We start from the raw sequence: 14,795 nt of genomic DNA on the forward strand, positions 1-14,795 counted from the left end.
AGCTGCCCGGCCTCAGCCGCCGAACGCGCTGTTCATCTGCTCGGCGGCCACGCCGAGGGCTTCCTCCGGGCGCTGCTCCCCGGTGGCGATCCGCTGCACCGCCGTGGGCAGCACGCCCTGCGCGTCGATGCGGGACCACGCCGGGGTGCCGGGCACGAACCGGGTGCCGGACCGCAGCGTCGCGACGAACGGCTCGAGGAACGGATCCTGGTCCACCAGGCCGCGTTGCACGCTGCCCAGCGTCGGCAGGTTGCCCATGGCCTCGTACATCCTGCGCTGGTACTCCGGCCCGCCGAGCAGCTGGACGAACTCCACGGCGAGGCCGCGCCGCTGACTGGCGCCGAATACGCCGAGCAGGTTGCCGCCGGCGAACGCGGGAGCGATGGCGCCCGGTTCGAAGCCGGGCAGCGGCACCACGGCGTACTTGCCGCCGGCCTCGCCGGCCTCCACGGCCTTGCGGTTGAAGTCGCCGCCGATCGTCATCGCGGCCTTGCCGCCGGCGAACGCCTGCACGCTCTGTGTCCCGGTGAGGTCGGCGCACTGCTCGGGCGGGCAGATGTCCGGCTGGATCAGCCGGGTGTAGGCGGTCACGCCCCGCTGGGCCGCCTCCGAGGTCACCGCGGCGGTCCACCGGCCGCCCTCCTGCCGGGCCAGCTCGCCGCCGGCGGCCCAGAGGAACGGCAGCATCGCGTAGACGTACTTGCCGCCCACGGAGATGCCGTAGAGGTCGGGCCGCGCGGCGCGGATGGTGCGGGCGGTCTCGGCCAGCTCGTCGAGCGTCGCCGGCGGGGTCAGTCCGAGCTCGGCGAACACGTCCGTGCGGTAGTAGAGGGCGCGGATGCCGGTGAACCAGGGCAACCCGTAGACCTCGCCGTCCACCCTGGCGGTGTCCAGCACCGACGGCAGCAGATCATCGCCGTGCTCCCAGGACCGCAACTCGGCCGTCAGGTCGGCCAGCGCGCCGGTCTCGACGTAGCTGGCGACGTCGGTGTTGCCGAACTCGGCGACATCCGGGGCGTTGGAAGGGTCGTTGAACGCGCCGGCGAACTTGTCGGCGCGGCCTTCCACGGCGACCCACTGCACGTCGACGTCGACGCCCTCGTGCTCGGCCTCGAACGCGGCGATCGCCTCGTTCACCACGGCTTCCTTCGGCGTGCGGTTGGCCTCGTCGAACAGCCACACCCGCAGCGTCCCGGTGGTCTCGTCGCCGCCCTCTCCGGCGGGACCGGACTGGGCGGGGCCGCAGCCGGCCACGACGGCGAGCGCGAGCGCGGCGGCCAGGGTTCGGGGAGTTCTCATGGGGACCTCATTGCGTTATCTGCAACAGGAGTTTCGCTATTGGCAATCGATCGTAGGACTGGACCAGACCACGCACAAGGGTCTAGACCACCGGGGCGCAGCGGAAGGCTCAGCGGAAAGCGACGATCGCGACCGAGGGCACCGCGACCGACCCGGCGACCGGGCCGGGCAGGCCGGTGCGCGGGTCACGGGGTAGCCAGGTGACCGTGCCGGAGCGTTGGTTGGCCACGTAGAACCAGCGCTCAGCCGGGTCCAGGGTGAAGTGCCGCGGCCACACCCCGCCGGTGGCGACGTTGCCGAGCCGGCGCAGCCGGCGTCCGGCGTTCGTGGTGGCGAACGTCGCGAGGGTGTCCTCGCCGCGGTTGGTGGCGTAGACGAATCGCCCGTCCCGGGTCACCGCGATCTCCGCCGGGTACTGCGGGGAGGGCGCGTCCGCGGGCACCGTCGGCACCGCGGGGCCGAGCTCGAGCCGGCCGCGCACCGGGTCCCAGTCCGCGACGGTGACCTCCGGGCGCAGCTCGCCGAGCACGTAGGCGGTCCGGCCGAGCGGGGAGAACGCCAGGTGCCGCGGCCCCGCCCCGGTGGGTAACCGGGCCTGCTGGTGCCGGGTCAGCGTGCCGCGCGCCGGATCGAGCCGGTACACGTACACCGAGTCCGCGCCGAGGTCGACCGCGAGCACCCAGCGGCCGCTGGGGTCGGGCAGCACCTGGTGGGCGTGTGGCTCGCGGTCGGTTCCGGTGTGCTGGACGAGGTCGCTGGCCTCGGCGAGGGTGCCGTCCGCGTGGATCGGGTGCACCACCACCGTGCCGTCGGTGTAGTTCGCGGTCAGCAGGTGCCTCCCACCGGGGTGCACCGACAGGTGCGTCGGCCCGGCACCCCGCGTCGACCGGGAGCCGAGCACCCGGGGTCGTGCCGGGTCCGTGACGTCCAGCGCGGTGACCGTGCCGTCGGGCACCAGCTCGTTGGTGACGTAGGCGCGGGTGCGGTCGGCGGAGAACGCGATCCAGGACGCGTCCGGCACGTCGGCGACGGTGCCGGTGACCCGCAGCGCCACGCCTTCCTTCCGGGCGGTCTGCAGCCCGCGTCCGGGGGGTGAGCCCCAGGTGGAGTAGCTGCCGAGGAGCACGGGGCACCCGTGCCGGGCCGCGCCCGCCTCCGTGGCACCGGCCACCCTGGCGGTGAGGACGGTGCCGAGCGCGGCGGCACCGGCGGCACCGAGGAACCGGCGGCGATCCATTCCGGTCATGAACCTGCCTTCCTGCGAGGGAATCAGACAACTGCCATGAGCAACGCCGCCGCCCCGAACCCGGCGACCGACAGGACGGTCTCCAGCACCGTCCAGGTCTTCAGCGTGTCCGACACCGAGATGCCGAAGTAGCGCGAGACGATCCAGAACCCGCCGTCGTTGACGTGCGAGGCGATGATGGAGCCGGCGGCGATCGCCACCACCAGCAGCGCCAGCTGCGCCTGCGAGTAGCCCAGCTCGGCCACGGTGGGCGCGACGATCCCGCTCGTCGTCACGATCGCGACCGTGGCCGAGCCCTGCGCGATCCGCAGGCCGCAGCTGATCACGTACGCGGCGAGGATCACCGGTAGCCCCGCCGAGTCCAGCGAGCCGGCCACGGCCTTGCCGATCCCGGTGGCGGCGAGCACGGCGCCGAAGAACGCGCCGGCCCCGACCACCAACAGGATCATCGCCACCGGGCGCAGCGCGGTCGCGGACAGCTCGGACAGCTCCCGCCCGCTCATCCCGCGCCGGGTGCCGAGCAGCCAGTACGCCAGCAGCACGGCCAGCGTCAGTGCGACCGCGGGGGTCCCGACGAACGTCGCGACGCCGGCCGTCGCCGAGTCATCGGGCAGCCAGATGCTGCCGAACGTGCCGAGCAGGATCAGCACCAGCGGCACCGCGATGATCCCGGCGACGAGGCCCAGCGACGGCGGCGGCCGGGTGGCCGCGCCCGGCGCGTCCCTGACCTCGGATCCGCCCAACGCGGCCAGCATCTCCTCGGGCACCGGAACGTGGATCCGGTTGCCGATCCACGTGGAGAACAGCACCCCGCCGACGAACCAGGCCGGGATCGCGCACGCGGCACCCATGAGGATGACCCAGCCGAGCTCGACGTGCAGCAGTCCGGCGGCGGCGACCGGGCCGGGGTGCGGCGGGAGGAACGCGTGGGTGACCGAGAGTCCGGCCACCAGCGGGAGGCAGTAGAGCAGGATCGACCGGCCGCCCTGCTTCGCGGCCACGTACACCAGCGGCGCGAGCACGAAGATGCCGATGTCGAAGAACACCGGGATGCCGAAGATCAGCCCGGCGATGCCCATCGCCAGCGGCGCCCGCCGCTCGCCGAAGGCGCGCAGCAGTGCCGAGGTGAGCACCCTCGCCCCGCCGGAGCGCTCCAGGATCGCGCCGAGCAGCGTGCCGAGTCCGATGATCGCCGCGATGTGCCCGAGGACGCCGCCGAAGCCCTTCTCCAGCAGCGAGTCCGACGCCTTCTGCGCCGAGCCGACGATGGTGCCCACCGGCAGCCCGGCGGCCAGCGCGGTGAGCAGCCCGATGACGAGCAACGCGATGAACGGCTCCATCCGGAACCGGATGATGAGCAGCAGCAGCGCCGCGATCGCGACGGCCGCGAGGGTGAGCAGGCCGCCCGTGGAGTGCTGCAGCCAGTCGACGAACGCCGTCACCGCCCCACCCCCGGCTTGCGCAGCGCCCGCCCGGCCAGCGCGCCGGTCGGCCGACCGCCGTCGATGGCGGCCACCCCGTTGACGAAGACGTACGGGATGCCGGCCGCCGGCTGGCGCGGGTCGTCGAAGGTGGCGGTGTCGGCGACGGTGTCCGGGTCGAACAGCACCAGGTCGGCCGCGTAACCGGGGCGGACCAGCCCGCGGTCGGGCAACCGCAGCCGCCGGGCCGCTCTTCCGGTGAGGTGGGCGACGCACTCGGCGAGGTCCAGCACGCCGAGCTCACGGACGTAGCGGGCGAGGTATCGGGGGAAGGTGCCCCACGCCCGGGGATGCGGGCGGTCGCCGACGAGCAGGCCGTCGCTGCCGCCGGTGTGCGCGGGGTGGCGCATGATCGCCCGCACGTTCTCCTCGTGTCCCACGTGCATCAGGCAGGACGTGCCGAGCCGCTCGGCGACCAGCACGTCGAAGAACAGCTCGGCGGGTGGGACGCCGGCGGCCCGCGCGGACTCGGCGACCGTGCGCCCGACGAGGTGGGCGTGCTCGGCCCCGCGGACGCCGTTGATCTCGATGGTCGACCAGTCGACCGGCACCCCGTGCGCACCGTCGGAGCCGGTCTCCTCGACCTCCGCCCGGATCCGCTCCCGGGTGTCCGGATCGGACAGTCGAGCCAGGGTGGCGTCGAGCCCGCCCTCGGCGGCCCAGCTGGGCAGCAGCGCGGAGAGGTAGGTGGCGCCGGGTAGGTAGGGGTAGCTGTCGAGGCTGATGTCGCGGCCCTCGGCGATCGCGTCGTCGAGCAGCCGGAGCAGCTCGGGGGCGCGGCCCTCGTTCACCGAGAAGTTCATCGTGGCGTGCGCCAGGTGCAGCGGGCAGCGCGCCCGCCGGCACACCTCGACCATCTCTCGGTACGCCTCCAGCGCGCCGGCGCCGTAGCTGCGGTGGTGCGGGCTGTAGAAGCCGCCGTGCTCGCCGACCACCGCGCACAGCGCCACCAGCTCGTCGGTGCCGGCGTACATCCCCGGCGGGTAGGTGAGCCCGGAGGACATCCCGAACGCGCCCTCGGCCAGCCCGGTCGCGACCAGCTCGCGCATCCGGTCCAGTTCGGACTCCGTCGGCGGCCGGTCGGCGAAGCCCACCACCAGCATCCGCACGGTGCCCTGCGGCACCAGGTACGCGGCGTTGACCGCGATGCCGCGGTCGAGGCGGTCGAGGTACTCGCCGACCGAGCGCCAGCTCCAGTCGAACCCGGGCGGGTCGTCGTTCCACCCGGCGAGCTGGGCGCGCAGTGCCTCGAGGGCGCGGTCGTCGGCCGGTGCGTAGGACAACCCGTCCTGGCCGATCACCTCCGTGGTGACGCCCTGCGACACCTTGGCGAGATGGTCCGGGTTGGCCAGCAACTGGAGGTCGGAGTGCGCGTGCATGTCGATGAACCCCGGGGCCAGCACCAGCGCGGTCGCGTCGACCACCCGGCCGGCGGTGAGCGTGCCCGGCTCGGCGACTGCCGCGATCCGTCCGCCGGTGACGCCGACGTCGCCGGGGAACAGTGGCGCGCCGGTGCCGTCGGCGATCCGCGCGCCGCGCAGGACGAGGTCCATGGCTCCTCCGGGTCAGCGGTGGGGCAGCGGTGGTCAGAAGTAGGTCCGGACGAAGTCGACGACGGTCTCGCCGTCGGCGTCGACCACCGGCAGCAGCGACCACTTGTCGAACACCGTGCAGGGGTGGGACAGGCCGAGGCCCACCCAGTCGCCCACGTCCAGCGGCGAGCCCGCCGGGAGGCGGAGGAACGCGTGCTGGTCGTTGAGCGCGGTGATCTCGTGGCCCGCCAGTGGCGCCGCGGAGCCCCCGCTGGTCCGGTGCCACTGCGGCTCGGGCAGGCCCTGGTCGAACGAGACGTCCCGGCGGCCGAGGGTGAGCAGTGCGAGGTCGTTCGCGGGGCGGGAGCTCACCTGGGCCCAGGCCCGCAGCGCCGAGCGCAGCGGGCTGCCTTCGGTCCGCGGGGTGGCGCCCAGCGGGGAGATCGCCCGATAGAACCCGTCGTCGTGGGTGAGGTAGGCACCGCTGCGCAGGATCGGCAGCACGTCCAGCCCGGCCGGCCAGCCGGTGGTGATGCCGGCGGCGACCTGGTCGAAGAAGGCGCTGCCACCCGCGGTGACGATCACCGGTCGTCCCGACGCGAGCAGCCCCCGCTCGGCGAGCGCGACGGTCAGCCCGCGTAGCTCGTCCAGATAGGACTCGACGCGGGTGAGGGAGGCCGCGGACGCGTCGTGCGCCAGCGCCGCCTCGTAGCCGGCCACGCCGGCCAGCCGCAGCGTGGGGCTGTCCCGCACGGCCTCGGCCACGGCCAGCGCGGTGTCCCGGTCGCGCACACCGGTCCGGCCGCCCTCGGCGCCCAGCTCGACGAGCACGTCCACCGGCCGGTCCGCGTGGGCGGCGGCGAGCGCGTCGTGCATCAGCCGCACCCCGCGCACCGAGTCGACCCAGCAGCCGAACTCGAACCCGGGGTCGGCGGCCAGCTCGCCGGCCAGCCACGCCAGCGCCGCCGGGTCGACCAGCTGGTTGGCCAGCAGCACCCGGGACACCCCGAATGCCCGGTACACCCGCAGCTGCCCGGCGGTGGCGGCGGTGATGCCCCACGCGCCGTGCTCGAGCTGCCGGGCGAACAGCTGGGGCGCCATGGTGGTCTTGCCGTGCGGGGCGAGCGCGACGCCGTGCTCGGCGCACCAGCGCGCCATGATCCGCAGGTTGTGCTCCAGCGCGGCGTTCTCCAGCACGACGACCGGGCCGAGGAACCCCGCGCTGAACAACCCGGGGCGGGCGGCGGCGACCTCGGCGAGCGCCATGCCGGCCAGCGCCGGTGGCACGCACCGGAACCGCCAGTCCAGCCGCTCGGCGCGGATGCCCGCCACGGCGGCCGTGTCGAGCGTGCCCGGGGAGAGGGGGATCGACGGCTCTGACGGCTTGAACGGCTCTGACGGCTCTGAGGGCTCTGACGGCGTCGACGGCACTGTCATGACCACCACCTGGATTGCGCTATGTGCAACGGGTGTTGCGGGAAGTGCATTGGGAAGGTGTAGCATTGCCGCCGCCACAGGTCAACGAATCGGGTGAGGAGGACGGGTTGACGGAGGACTCGGTCGGCCCGGAAGTGCTGTGCGTCGGCGAGTCGATGGCGCTGTTCGTCCCCGCCGAGCCGGGCCCGCCGCACCTGGTCCGTTCCTGGCACCGCACCGTCGGTGGCGCGGAGTCCAACGTGGCCTGTCACATGGCCGCGCTCGGGCTGCGCAGCGCCTGGGTGAGCGCCGTGGGGCCGGACCCGTTCGGCCGCGCGCTGCTCGACGAGCTCGCCGCGGCCGGCGTCGACGTGTCCGCCGCCTATGTGGACCCGCAGCGGCCGACCGGGATCTACTTCAAGGAGGCCGGGGTGCCGGGCAGTCCGGTGCGGTACTACCGGACCGGGTCGGCCGCGTCCGGGATGGGGCCGGAGCTGCTGCGCCGGCTCCACCTGCGCGGCGTGCGGCTGGTCCACCTCAGCGGCATCACGCCGGCGCTGTCGGTCGGCTGCGCGGAGCTGGTCCGGGCGCTGCTCGCGCGGCCCCGCGGGAACCACCGGGTCTCGTTCGACGTGAACTGGCGCCCCACGCTCTGGGAAGGGCGGAATCCCGCCCTGCTCGCCGAGCTGGCCGCCGCCGCCGACATCGTCCTGGTCGGCGACGACGAGGCCGAGGTGGTGTGGGGGACCGGTGACCCGCACCTGTTGCGCCGGCTGCTGCCCGAGCCGGTGGCGCTCGTGGTCAAGCACGGCGAGCGCGGCGCCACGCTGCTGGAGCGGGACGCCGCGCCGGTGTTCGCCCCCGCCCTGCGGGTCGATGTGGTGGAGCCGGTGGGCGCGGGGGACGCGTTCGCCGCCGGGTTCCTCGCCGCGACCCTGCGCGGGGCGAGCCCGCTGGCCCGGTTGCGGGCAGGGCATGTGCAGGCCGCCGCCACGCTGCGCACCGCCGCCGACGTCGGGCCACCGCTGCCCCCGGACGTCGTCGCCGCGCTGGTGGCCGCCGACGGGCCGGCGTGGGCGGCGGCGCGGCTGACCGACGCCGGGCTGGTGCCCGCGGTCGTGGGCGACGGGTCCGCTCCTCCAGCCGGCGCGGCGGCGGCCCCACCGCCGGCCCGATACCGAACCTCACCACCGGCCGCCGTGGAGGACCGATGAGCCAGAGCTTGGACCGCGCGCTGACGCTGCTGGGCGGCCTCGCCAAGGACGCGCGCACGCTCGACCAGCTGGCCGAGGAGGTCGGCGTGCACAAGTCCACCGTGCTGCGGTTGCTGCGCACGCTCGAGGCGCACCACTTCGTGCACCGGGTCGGCGCCCGGCACTACCGGCTCGGCAGTGCCCTGTTCGATTTGGCCAACCAGGCGCTGGAGCAGCGTGACGTGCGGCGCAGCGCGGAGCCCGCGCTGGCCGACCTCAACGAGCGCACCGGGCACACCGTGCACCTGGCCAGCTACGAGGACGGCGAGGTCGTCTACATCGACAAGTTCGAGGGCCGGCACTCGGTGCGGATGTACTCGCGGGTGGGCAAGCGGGCGCCGTTGCACTGCACGGCCGTGGGCAAGGTGCTGGTCGCGGCGTTCCCGCCGGCCCGGCGGGCGGAGATCGCCGCCGGCATCGACTACGTGCGGATGACCGGCAACACCATCGGCACGGTCGAGGACTACCTTGCCGAGCTCGCCAGGGTCGCCGAGCGCGGCTACGCGGTGGACAACGCCGAGCACGAGGACTTCATCCACTGCGTCGCGGCGCCGATCCGCGGCGCCGGCGGCGAGGTGCTGGCCGCGGTGTCGCTGTCGGTGCCGAAGGTGCTGCTCGACTTCGAGGGGCTGCTGGCGTTGGTACCGGACCTGGTCGCCGCCGCCGAGGAAGCGTCCCTCCAGAGTGGATGGACACCGTCAGTGAGAAGGACACCGGAGAGAGAGGACGGTCGATGACCAAGGTCGCGATTCGCACCGCGGAGGCGCCGGAGCCGGTCGCCGCGTACGCCCAGGGCGTGCGCAGGGGCAACATCCTGCAGGTGGCCGGGCAGGTCGGGATCGACCCGGCGACCGGGCGGATCGCCGGCGAGACGGTGGCCGAGCAGACCCGGCAGACGTTCCGCAACCTGGAGGCCGTGCTCGCGGCCGCCGGGGCGAGCCTGGACGACGTGGTGATGATGCGGGTCTACCTCACCGACACCGCGCACTTCGCCGAGCTGAACGAGGCCTACGGAGAGCTGGTCCGCGAGCCCTACCCGGCGCGCACCACCGTGTACGTCGGGCTGCCGGAGGGCCTGCTGGTGGAGATCGACGCGCTCGCCGTACTCGACTAGAGAGTTCGGGGCGATGTGCACGGCGGTGCGAGCCGCGTGCCTCACCGGAAGCGGCTGCCGCCGCTGATGTCATCACGACGAGTCGCCACGTGATGGTTGATCGGAGCGGCCGGGACCGGCGAGACTCTCCGGCGTGACGGAGTACCTCAACGAGACGGTCTTCACCTGGGGCGGCGTTCCGCTGAAGTTCGGCGCGGGCGCGGTCGACGAGATCGGCTTCGACCTCGCCGCGACGGGTGCCCACCGGGTGCTGGTGGTGACCGACGCCGGCCTGGTCCGCACCGGGGTGCCGGATCGGGTGGCCGACGCGGCCACCGCCGCCGGCCTCACCGTGGAGACCTACGACGGCGTGCACGTCGAGCCGACCGACGCCAGCCTCACCGAGGCCGTCGAGTTCGCCCGGCAGGGGGAGTGGGACGGCTTCATCGGCGTCGGCGGGGGCTCCGCCATCGACACCGCCAAGGCGGTCAACCTGCTCACCACCTACCCCGGTGAGCTGACCGAGTACCTGAACCGGCCGATCGGGGAGGGCAAGGCGCCACCGGGGCCGCTCAAGCCGCTGGTGGCGGTGCCCACCACCGCGGGAACCGGGTCGGAGAGCACCCCGGTGTGCGTGCTCGACCTGCTCGGCCACAAGGTCAAGACCGGGATCAGCCACCCCCGGCTGCGGCCGACGCTGGCCGTGGTGGACCCGCTGCTGACGCTGACCCTTCCGCCCGCGGTCACCGCGGCCAGCGGGATGGACGTGCTGTGCCACGCGCTGGAGTCCTACACCGCCAAGCCCTACTCCGCGTTCCCCCGGCACACCGCGGAGACCAGGGTCGCCTACTGCGGGGCGAACCCGATCTCCGACGTGTGGGCGGAGCAGTCGCTGCGGCTGCTCGGGAAGTCGCTGCGCACCGCGGTGCTCTCCGGCCGCCACCTGGCGGCCCGCACGGACGTGATGCTCGCCGCGACGTTCGCCGGCATGGGCTTCGGCAACGCCGGGGTGCACATCCCGCACGCCTGCGGCTACCCGATCGCGGGGATGGTGCGTGACTACGTGCCCGAGGGCTACCCGCCGGAGCCGCTGGTGCCGCACGGGCAGTCGGTGTCGCTGACCGCGCCGGCGGCGTTCCGGTTCACCTTCCCCACCGACCCCAACCGGCACCTGCGGGCCGCCGAACTGCTGGCCTCGGACGCGCCCCGCCCGACCGACCCGCGCGAGCGGCTCCCGGCGGTGCTGGCCGAGCTGATGCGCGACATCGGCATCCCGAACGGCCTCGGCGCCGTCGGCTACACCGAGGCCGACACCGACCAGCTGGTCGCCGGCGCGCTGAAGCAGCAGCGGCTCCTCGGCGTGGCGCCGCGCCCGGTGACCGCCGACGACCTCGCCGCGATCTTCCGGGAGTCGATGGTCACCTGGTGACCGCCGCTACCGGACCGGGCCGGTGTACTTCTCGCCGGGTCCCTGCCCCGGCGCGTCCGGGACCGTCGACCCCTCCCGGAACGCCTTCTGCAGCGACTGCAGGCCGTCCCGCAGCGGGGCGGCGTGCAGGCCGAGATACTCGGCCGAGGCGGTGACCAGCCCGGCCAGCGCGGTGATGAGCCGCCGGGCCTCGTCCAGGTCGCGGCGGGGGCTGGTCGCGGGGTCGGGATCGGCCAGGCCGAGCCGCTCGGCCGCGGCGGACATCAGCATCAGCGCCGCCCTGCTGATCACCTCGACGCTGGGAATCTCCCCCAGCTCGCGGACGTCGGCCTCGTCGGCCCGGGAATGCCCGGGCGGCTCGCCAGCGTTGTCTACCACGTCTGGTACCCTTCCACGAGCGACCAGCCCCCGAGCGATCGGGGGCCGCAAGTGGAGCCCCGCTCCCACCCGCGTCGCCGCACCAGGCGGCCGGGTCCGGTCACCCGGGCCACCGTCGCCGGCATCGCCGGTGGGACGGCCCGCGGAGCACTCGACCTTCGTGGTCGGGTGCCGATCGGACGAGGGCCCCGCACGCCGGTATCGGTGACGGGGCCCGTGGTATGTGGGCACCAGGTCGAGCACGGGAGTAACGACAACTCGGACCAAGGAGGCCCCATCAGCTCCGAGACACGCATCAACGACCGCATCCGGGTGCCGGAGGTCCGGCTCGTCGGACCCAACGGGGAACAGGTCGGCATCGTCCGGATCGAGGATGCGCTGCGGCTCGCCCAGGAGGCGGACCTCGACCTCGTCGAGGTCGCCCCGCAGGCCCGGCCGCCGGTCTGCAAGCTCATGGACTTCGGCAAGTTCAAGTACGAGAGCGCGCAGAAGGCCCGGGAGTCCCGCCGTAACCAGCAGCTCACCGTCATCAAAGAGCAGAAGCTGCGGCCGAAGATCGACCCGCACGACTACGAGACGAAGAAGGGCCACGTGTCCCGCTTCCTCGCCGCCGGGAACAAGGTCAAGGTGACCATCATGTTCCGCGGGCGGGAGCAGTCCCGGCCGGAGCTCGGCTTCCGGCTGTTGCAGCGGTTGGCGGACGACGTCGCCGAGCTGGGCTTCGTCGAGTCGGCCCCGAAGCAGGACGGCCGCAACATGATCATGGTGCTGGCGCCGCACAAGAACGCGAAGGCCAAGCCGAAGGCGGCCAAGGAAGCCCGCCCCGCGGAGTCCTGACCTCCGCTGACGGCCGGTACGGGCCGGCAGGGGCCAGCACAGTCAGCAGCACACCGAGGTGATCGGTGTGCTGCCGCATGGAAAGACGCGAAAAGGACCACTCATGCCGAAGTTCAAGACCCACAGCGGAACCGCCAAGCGCATCCGGGTCACCGGCAGCGGCAAGCTCCGCCGCCAGAAGGCCGGTCGTCGCCACCTGATGGAGAAGAAGTCCAGCAAGGTGGCCCGCCGCCTGGAAGGCACCACCGAGGTCGCCGCGAACGACCGCGGTCGGGTCCGCCGGCTGCTCGGCCGCTGACCGCATCCCCCACGCAGTACCCACCGGGGCGCCCGCGCCCCCCGAGATCGACAGGATGGACCCTTGGCACGCGTCAAGCGGGCGGTGAACGCCCAGAAGAAGCGTCGCGCGACACTGGAGATGGCCAGCGGCTACCGCGGCCAGCGCTCGCGGCTGTACCGCAAGGCCAAGGAGCAGATGCTCCACTCGCTCAACTACGCCTACCGCGACCGCCGCGCCCGCAAGGGTGACTTCCGGAAGCTGTGGATCACCCGGATCAACGCCGCCGCACGGCAGAACGGGGTGACCTACAACCGGTTCATCCAGGGCCTCAAGGCCGCCGGCGTCGAGGTCGACCGCAAGATCCTCGCCGAGCTCGCGGTGAACGACGCCGCGGCGTTCGCGGCGCTGGCCGAGGTCGCGAAGCAGAACGTCCCGGCCGCCGCGCCGAAGACTGCCTGAGTTCCGGCATGACCGAACGACCCGGGGACTCCGTGTGCACGCACCGGACGCCCCGGGTCGTCGCCGCTCGGCGGCTGACCACGCGGTCCGGCCGGGAGCGGGCCGGCCGCTTCCTCGCCGAGGGCGCCCAGGCCGTCCGGGAGGCCCTGCGGCACGGCCGGGTGCACGAGCTGTTCGTCACCGAGGACGCCGCGCGGCGGCACCCGGACCTCGTGGCCGCCGCGGCGCGGGTGTCGACCGTCACCCCACGGGCCGCGGAGCTGCTGTCGGAGACGGTGACCCCGCAGGGACTGGTCGCCGTGTGCGACACCGTCGACGTCCCGCTGTCCGCCGCGCTGTCCGGCGCGCCGCGGCTGGTGGCGGTGCTCGCCGGCGTGGCCGACCCCGGCAACGCCGGTACCGTGTTGCGAGTGGCCGACGCCGCCGGCGCCGACGCGGTGATCCTCGCCGGCGACACCGTGGACGTGCACAACGGCAAGTGCGTCCGCGCCTCCACCGGCAGCCTCTTCCACCTCCCGGTCGCCAGGGAGCGGGATCCGGTGGCCGCGCTCACCGCGTGCCGGGCCGCCGGCCTCCTGGTCACCGCGGCCGACGGGCATGCCGACACCGAGCTGACCGCCGCCGATCGGCTCGCCGCGCCCACCGCATGGGTGTTCGGCAGCGAGGCGCACGGCTTGCCCGCCGAGGTGCGTGCCGCCGCCGATCGGGCGCTGCGGGTGCCCATCTACGGCAGGGCGGAGAGCCTGAACCTGGCCACCGCGGCGGCGGTGTGCCTCTACGCCAGCGCGATGGCCGCGTCCCGCGCCGGAGCGGTGCGTCCCACGGGCGGGTGAGGTCGCTCGCGCGCGAGGGCTCCTGGTCGCGACGGGATAACGGTCACTTAGAATTACCACGGTTCATCACCCACCTGCGCTCGCGCCTGCGTGCGGCCGCGATCCCCGTTCCGAGCGGACGTCGAGGAGTTATGTCCGGAGCCACCGACAAGCAAGAGCCGAACCCGGGCGACGTGCTCGCGCCGGAGACGTTGCAGGCCGCGGTCAAGGCGGCGGAGGAGGCGTTCGCCGCCGCGCCGGACCTGGCGGAGCTGGCCGCGGTCAAACCGGCGCACCTCGGTGACCAGTCCCCGCTGCTGCTCGCCAGGCGGCGGATCGGCGGGTTGCCCAAGGAGGAGAAGGCCGAGGCCGGCAAGCGGGTGAACGAGGCGCGGCAGGCGGTGCAGGCCGCGTTCGACGCGCGTCGCGCCCAGCTGCAGGCCGAGCGTGACGAGCGAGTGCTGCGCGAGGAGCGGGTGGACGTCACGCTCCCGTGGGAGCCGGTGCCGCGGGGCGCCCGCCACCCGATCACCACCCTCGCCGAGCGGATCGCCGACGTGTTCGTCGGGATGGGGTACGAGGTGGCCGAGGGCCCCGAGGTCGAGGCCGAGTGGTTCAACTTCGACGCGCTCAACTTCGGTAAGGACCACCCGGCCCGGCAGCTGCAGGACACGTTCTACGTGGCCCCGGAGGGCTCCGGCCTGGTGCTGCGCACGCACACCTCGCCGGTGCAGGCGCGCGCCCTGCTCGAGCGGGAGCTGCCGGTGTACGTCGTGGTGCCCGGCCGCACGTTCCGCACCGACGAGCTGGACGCCACGCACACCCCGGTGTTCCACCAGGTCGAGGGCCTCGCCGTGGACAAGGGGCTGACGATGGCGCACCTGAAGGGGACGCTGGACGCGTTCGCCAGGGCGATGTTCGGCGAGGAGTCCGGCACCCGGTTCCGGCCGCACTTCTTCCCGTTCACCGAGCCCTCCGCCGAGGTGGACGTGTGGTTCCCGGAGAAGAAGGGCGGCCCCGGCTGGGTCGAGTGGGGCGGGTGCGGCATGGTCAACCCGAACGTGCTGCGGGCCTGCGGGGTCGATCCCGACGTGTACTCGGGGTTCGCGTTCGGCATGGGCCTGGAGCGCACCCTGATGTTCCGCAACGGCATCCCCGACATGCGCGACATGGTGGAGGGCGACGTGCGGTTCACCCTTCCCTTCGGGACGGAGGCATGAGTGGGTGACCATCGCGAAGCTGCTCATTCCTGCCGACCGGGTTGGGCCCACGCTGCGGCA

The 14,795-nt window shown here is 73.6% G+C and carries 15 protein-coding genes; 9 read left to right on the forward strand and 6 right to left on the reverse strand.

What is annotated here, in order from left to right; genetic code table 11:
* Positions 1–12 precede the first annotated feature (12 nt).
* The 5 genes from BM051_RS26130 to BM051_RS26150 all read right to left on the reverse strand — a co-directional run bounded on the left by BM051_RS26130 (position 13) and on the right by BM051_RS26150 (position 6,995).
* Positions 13–1,299 (reverse strand): extracellular solute-binding protein, encoded by a 1,287-nt coding sequence (locus BM051_RS26130; protein WP_092535966.1) that lies wholly within the window; start codon positions 1,297–1,299, stop codon positions 13–15.
* Between the two features lie 109 nt (positions 1,300–1,408).
* Entirely contained in the window at positions 1,409–2,545 is a 1,137-nt protein-coding gene (locus BM051_RS26135) for a lactonase family protein (RefSeq protein WP_092535969.1), read from the reverse strand.
* 23 nt (positions 2,546–2,568) lie between these two features.
* Complete coding sequence (locus BM051_RS26140) at positions 2,569–3,987, reverse strand: GntP family permease (RefSeq protein WP_092535972.1); 1,419 nt, start codon at positions 3,985–3,987, stop codon at positions 2,569–2,571.
* On the reverse strand, positions 3,984–5,579 hold the full coding sequence (locus BM051_RS26145; protein ID WP_092535975.1) for an N-acyl-D-amino-acid deacylase family protein: 1,596 nt from the start codon (positions 5,577–5,579) through the stop codon (positions 3,984–3,986). The genes BM051_RS26140 and BM051_RS26145 overlap by 4 nt, the downstream gene beginning before the upstream one ends.
* 33 nt (positions 5,580–5,612) lie before the next feature.
* Positions 5,613–6,995: an amino acid deaminase gene (locus BM051_RS26150; RefSeq protein ID WP_092535978.1), complete on the reverse strand. Its 1,383-nt coding sequence runs from the start codon at positions 6,993–6,995 to the stop codon at positions 5,613–5,615.
* 107 nt (positions 6,996–7,102) lie between these two features.
* On the opposite strand from BM051_RS26150, the gene BM051_RS26155 reads away from it, so the two are divergent.
* The 4 genes from BM051_RS26155 to BM051_RS26170 all read left to right on the forward strand — a co-directional run bounded on the left by BM051_RS26155 (position 7,103) and on the right by BM051_RS26170 (position 10,749).
* Complete coding sequence (locus tag BM051_RS26155) at positions 7,103–8,188, forward strand: sugar kinase (RefSeq protein ID WP_279587027.1); 1,086 nt, start codon at positions 7,103–7,105, stop codon at positions 8,186–8,188.
* On the forward strand, positions 8,185–8,964 hold the full coding sequence (locus BM051_RS26160; RefSeq protein ID WP_092535981.1) for an IclR family transcriptional regulator: 780 nt from the start codon (positions 8,185–8,187) through the stop codon (positions 8,962–8,964). The genes BM051_RS26155 and BM051_RS26160 overlap by 4 nt, the downstream gene beginning before the upstream one ends.
* Positions 8,961–9,341 (forward strand): RidA family protein, encoded by a 381-nt coding sequence (locus BM051_RS26165; RefSeq protein ID WP_092535984.1) that lies wholly within the window; start codon positions 8,961–8,963, stop codon positions 9,339–9,341. Before BM051_RS26160 ends, BM051_RS26165 begins: the two co-directional genes overlap by 4 nt.
* Before the next feature lie 133 nt (positions 9,342–9,474).
* Positions 9,475–10,749, forward strand: a complete 1,275-nt coding sequence (locus BM051_RS26170) for a hydroxyacid-oxoacid transhydrogenase (protein ID WP_092535987.1) — start codon at positions 9,475–9,477, stop codon at positions 10,747–10,749.
* 6 nt (positions 10,750–10,755) lie between these two features.
* On the opposite strand, the gene BM051_RS26175 is transcribed toward BM051_RS26170, so the two are convergent.
* Positions 10,756–11,127, reverse strand: coding sequence for a DUF1844 domain-containing protein (locus BM051_RS26175; RefSeq protein WP_092535990.1), 372 nt, complete (start codon positions 11,125–11,127; stop codon positions 10,756–10,758).
* Positions 11,128–11,343: 216 nt separating this feature from the next.
* Here BM051_RS26175 and infC point away from each other — a divergent pair, with 216 nt between their 5' ends.
* The 5 genes from infC to pheS all read left to right on the forward strand — a co-directional run bounded on the left by infC (position 11,344) and on the right by pheS (position 14,735).
* A complete protein-coding gene (gene infC / locus BM051_RS26180) occupies positions 11,344–11,964 on the forward strand; it encodes a translation initiation factor IF-3 (RefSeq protein WP_092535993.1) in 621 nt (206 codons plus the stop codon).
* 103 nt (positions 11,965–12,067) lie between these two features.
* Complete coding sequence (gene rpmI / locus BM051_RS26185; protein WP_092535996.1) at positions 12,068–12,262, forward strand: 50S ribosomal protein L35; 195 nt, start codon at positions 12,068–12,070, stop codon at positions 12,260–12,262.
* A 63-nt stretch (positions 12,263–12,325) separates the two neighbouring features.
* On the forward strand, positions 12,326–12,703 hold the full coding sequence (gene rplT / locus BM051_RS26190) for a 50S ribosomal protein L20 (protein ID WP_092535999.1): 378 nt from the start codon (positions 12,326–12,328) through the stop codon (positions 12,701–12,703).
* Between the two features lie 8 nt (positions 12,704–12,711).
* Positions 12,712–13,536, forward strand: a complete 825-nt coding sequence (locus BM051_RS26195) for a TrmH family RNA methyltransferase (protein ID WP_092536002.1) — start codon at positions 12,712–12,714, stop codon at positions 13,534–13,536.
* A gap of 131 nt (positions 13,537–13,667) precedes the next feature.
* A complete protein-coding gene (gene pheS / locus BM051_RS26200; RefSeq protein ID WP_092536005.1) occupies positions 13,668–14,735 on the forward strand; it encodes a phenylalanine--tRNA ligase subunit alpha in 1,068 nt (355 codons plus the stop codon).
* Positions 14,736–14,795 lie beyond the last annotated feature (60 nt).

Source organism: Amycolatopsis arida (assembly GCF_900115565.1).
Taxonomy (GTDB): Bacteria; Actinomycetota; Actinomycetes; order Mycobacteriales; family Pseudonocardiaceae; genus Yuhushiella; species Yuhushiella arida.

Excerpts from the sequence above, each read along its gene's own strand:
- BM051_RS26165 (WP_092535984.1), top strand. The coding sequence starts at position 8,961 with ATGACCAAGGTCGCGATTCGCACCGCGGAGGCGCCGGAGCCGGTCGCC.
- BM051_RS26150 (WP_092535978.1), bottom strand. The coding sequence starts at position 6,995 with ATGACAGTGCCGTCGACGCCGTCAGAGCCCTCAGAGCCGTCAGAGCCG.
- BM051_RS26145 (WP_092535975.1), bottom strand. The coding sequence starts at position 5,579 with ATGGACCTCGTCCTGCGCGGCGCGCGGATCGCCGACGGCACCGGCGCG.
- BM051_RS26130 (WP_092535966.1), bottom strand. The coding sequence starts at position 1,299 with ATGAGAACTCCCCGAACCCTGGCCGCCGCGCTCGCGCTCGCCGTCGTG.
- BM051_RS26195 (WP_092536002.1), top strand. The coding sequence starts at position 12,712 with ATGACCGAACGACCCGGGGACTCCGTGTGCACGCACCGGACGCCCCGG.
- rpmI (WP_092535996.1), top strand. The coding sequence starts at position 12,068 with ATGCCGAAGTTCAAGACCCACAGCGGAACCGCCAAGCGCATCCGGGTC.
- BM051_RS26135 (WP_092535969.1), bottom strand. The coding sequence starts at position 2,545 with ATGACCGGAATGGATCGCCGCCGGTTCCTCGGTGCCGCCGGTGCCGCC.
- BM051_RS26160 (WP_092535981.1), top strand. The coding sequence starts at position 8,185 with ATGAGCCAGAGCTTGGACCGCGCGCTGACGCTGCTGGGCGGCCTCGCC.
- pheS (WP_092536005.1), top strand. The coding sequence starts at position 13,668 with ATGTCCGGAGCCACCGACAAGCAAGAGCCGAACCCGGGCGACGTGCTC.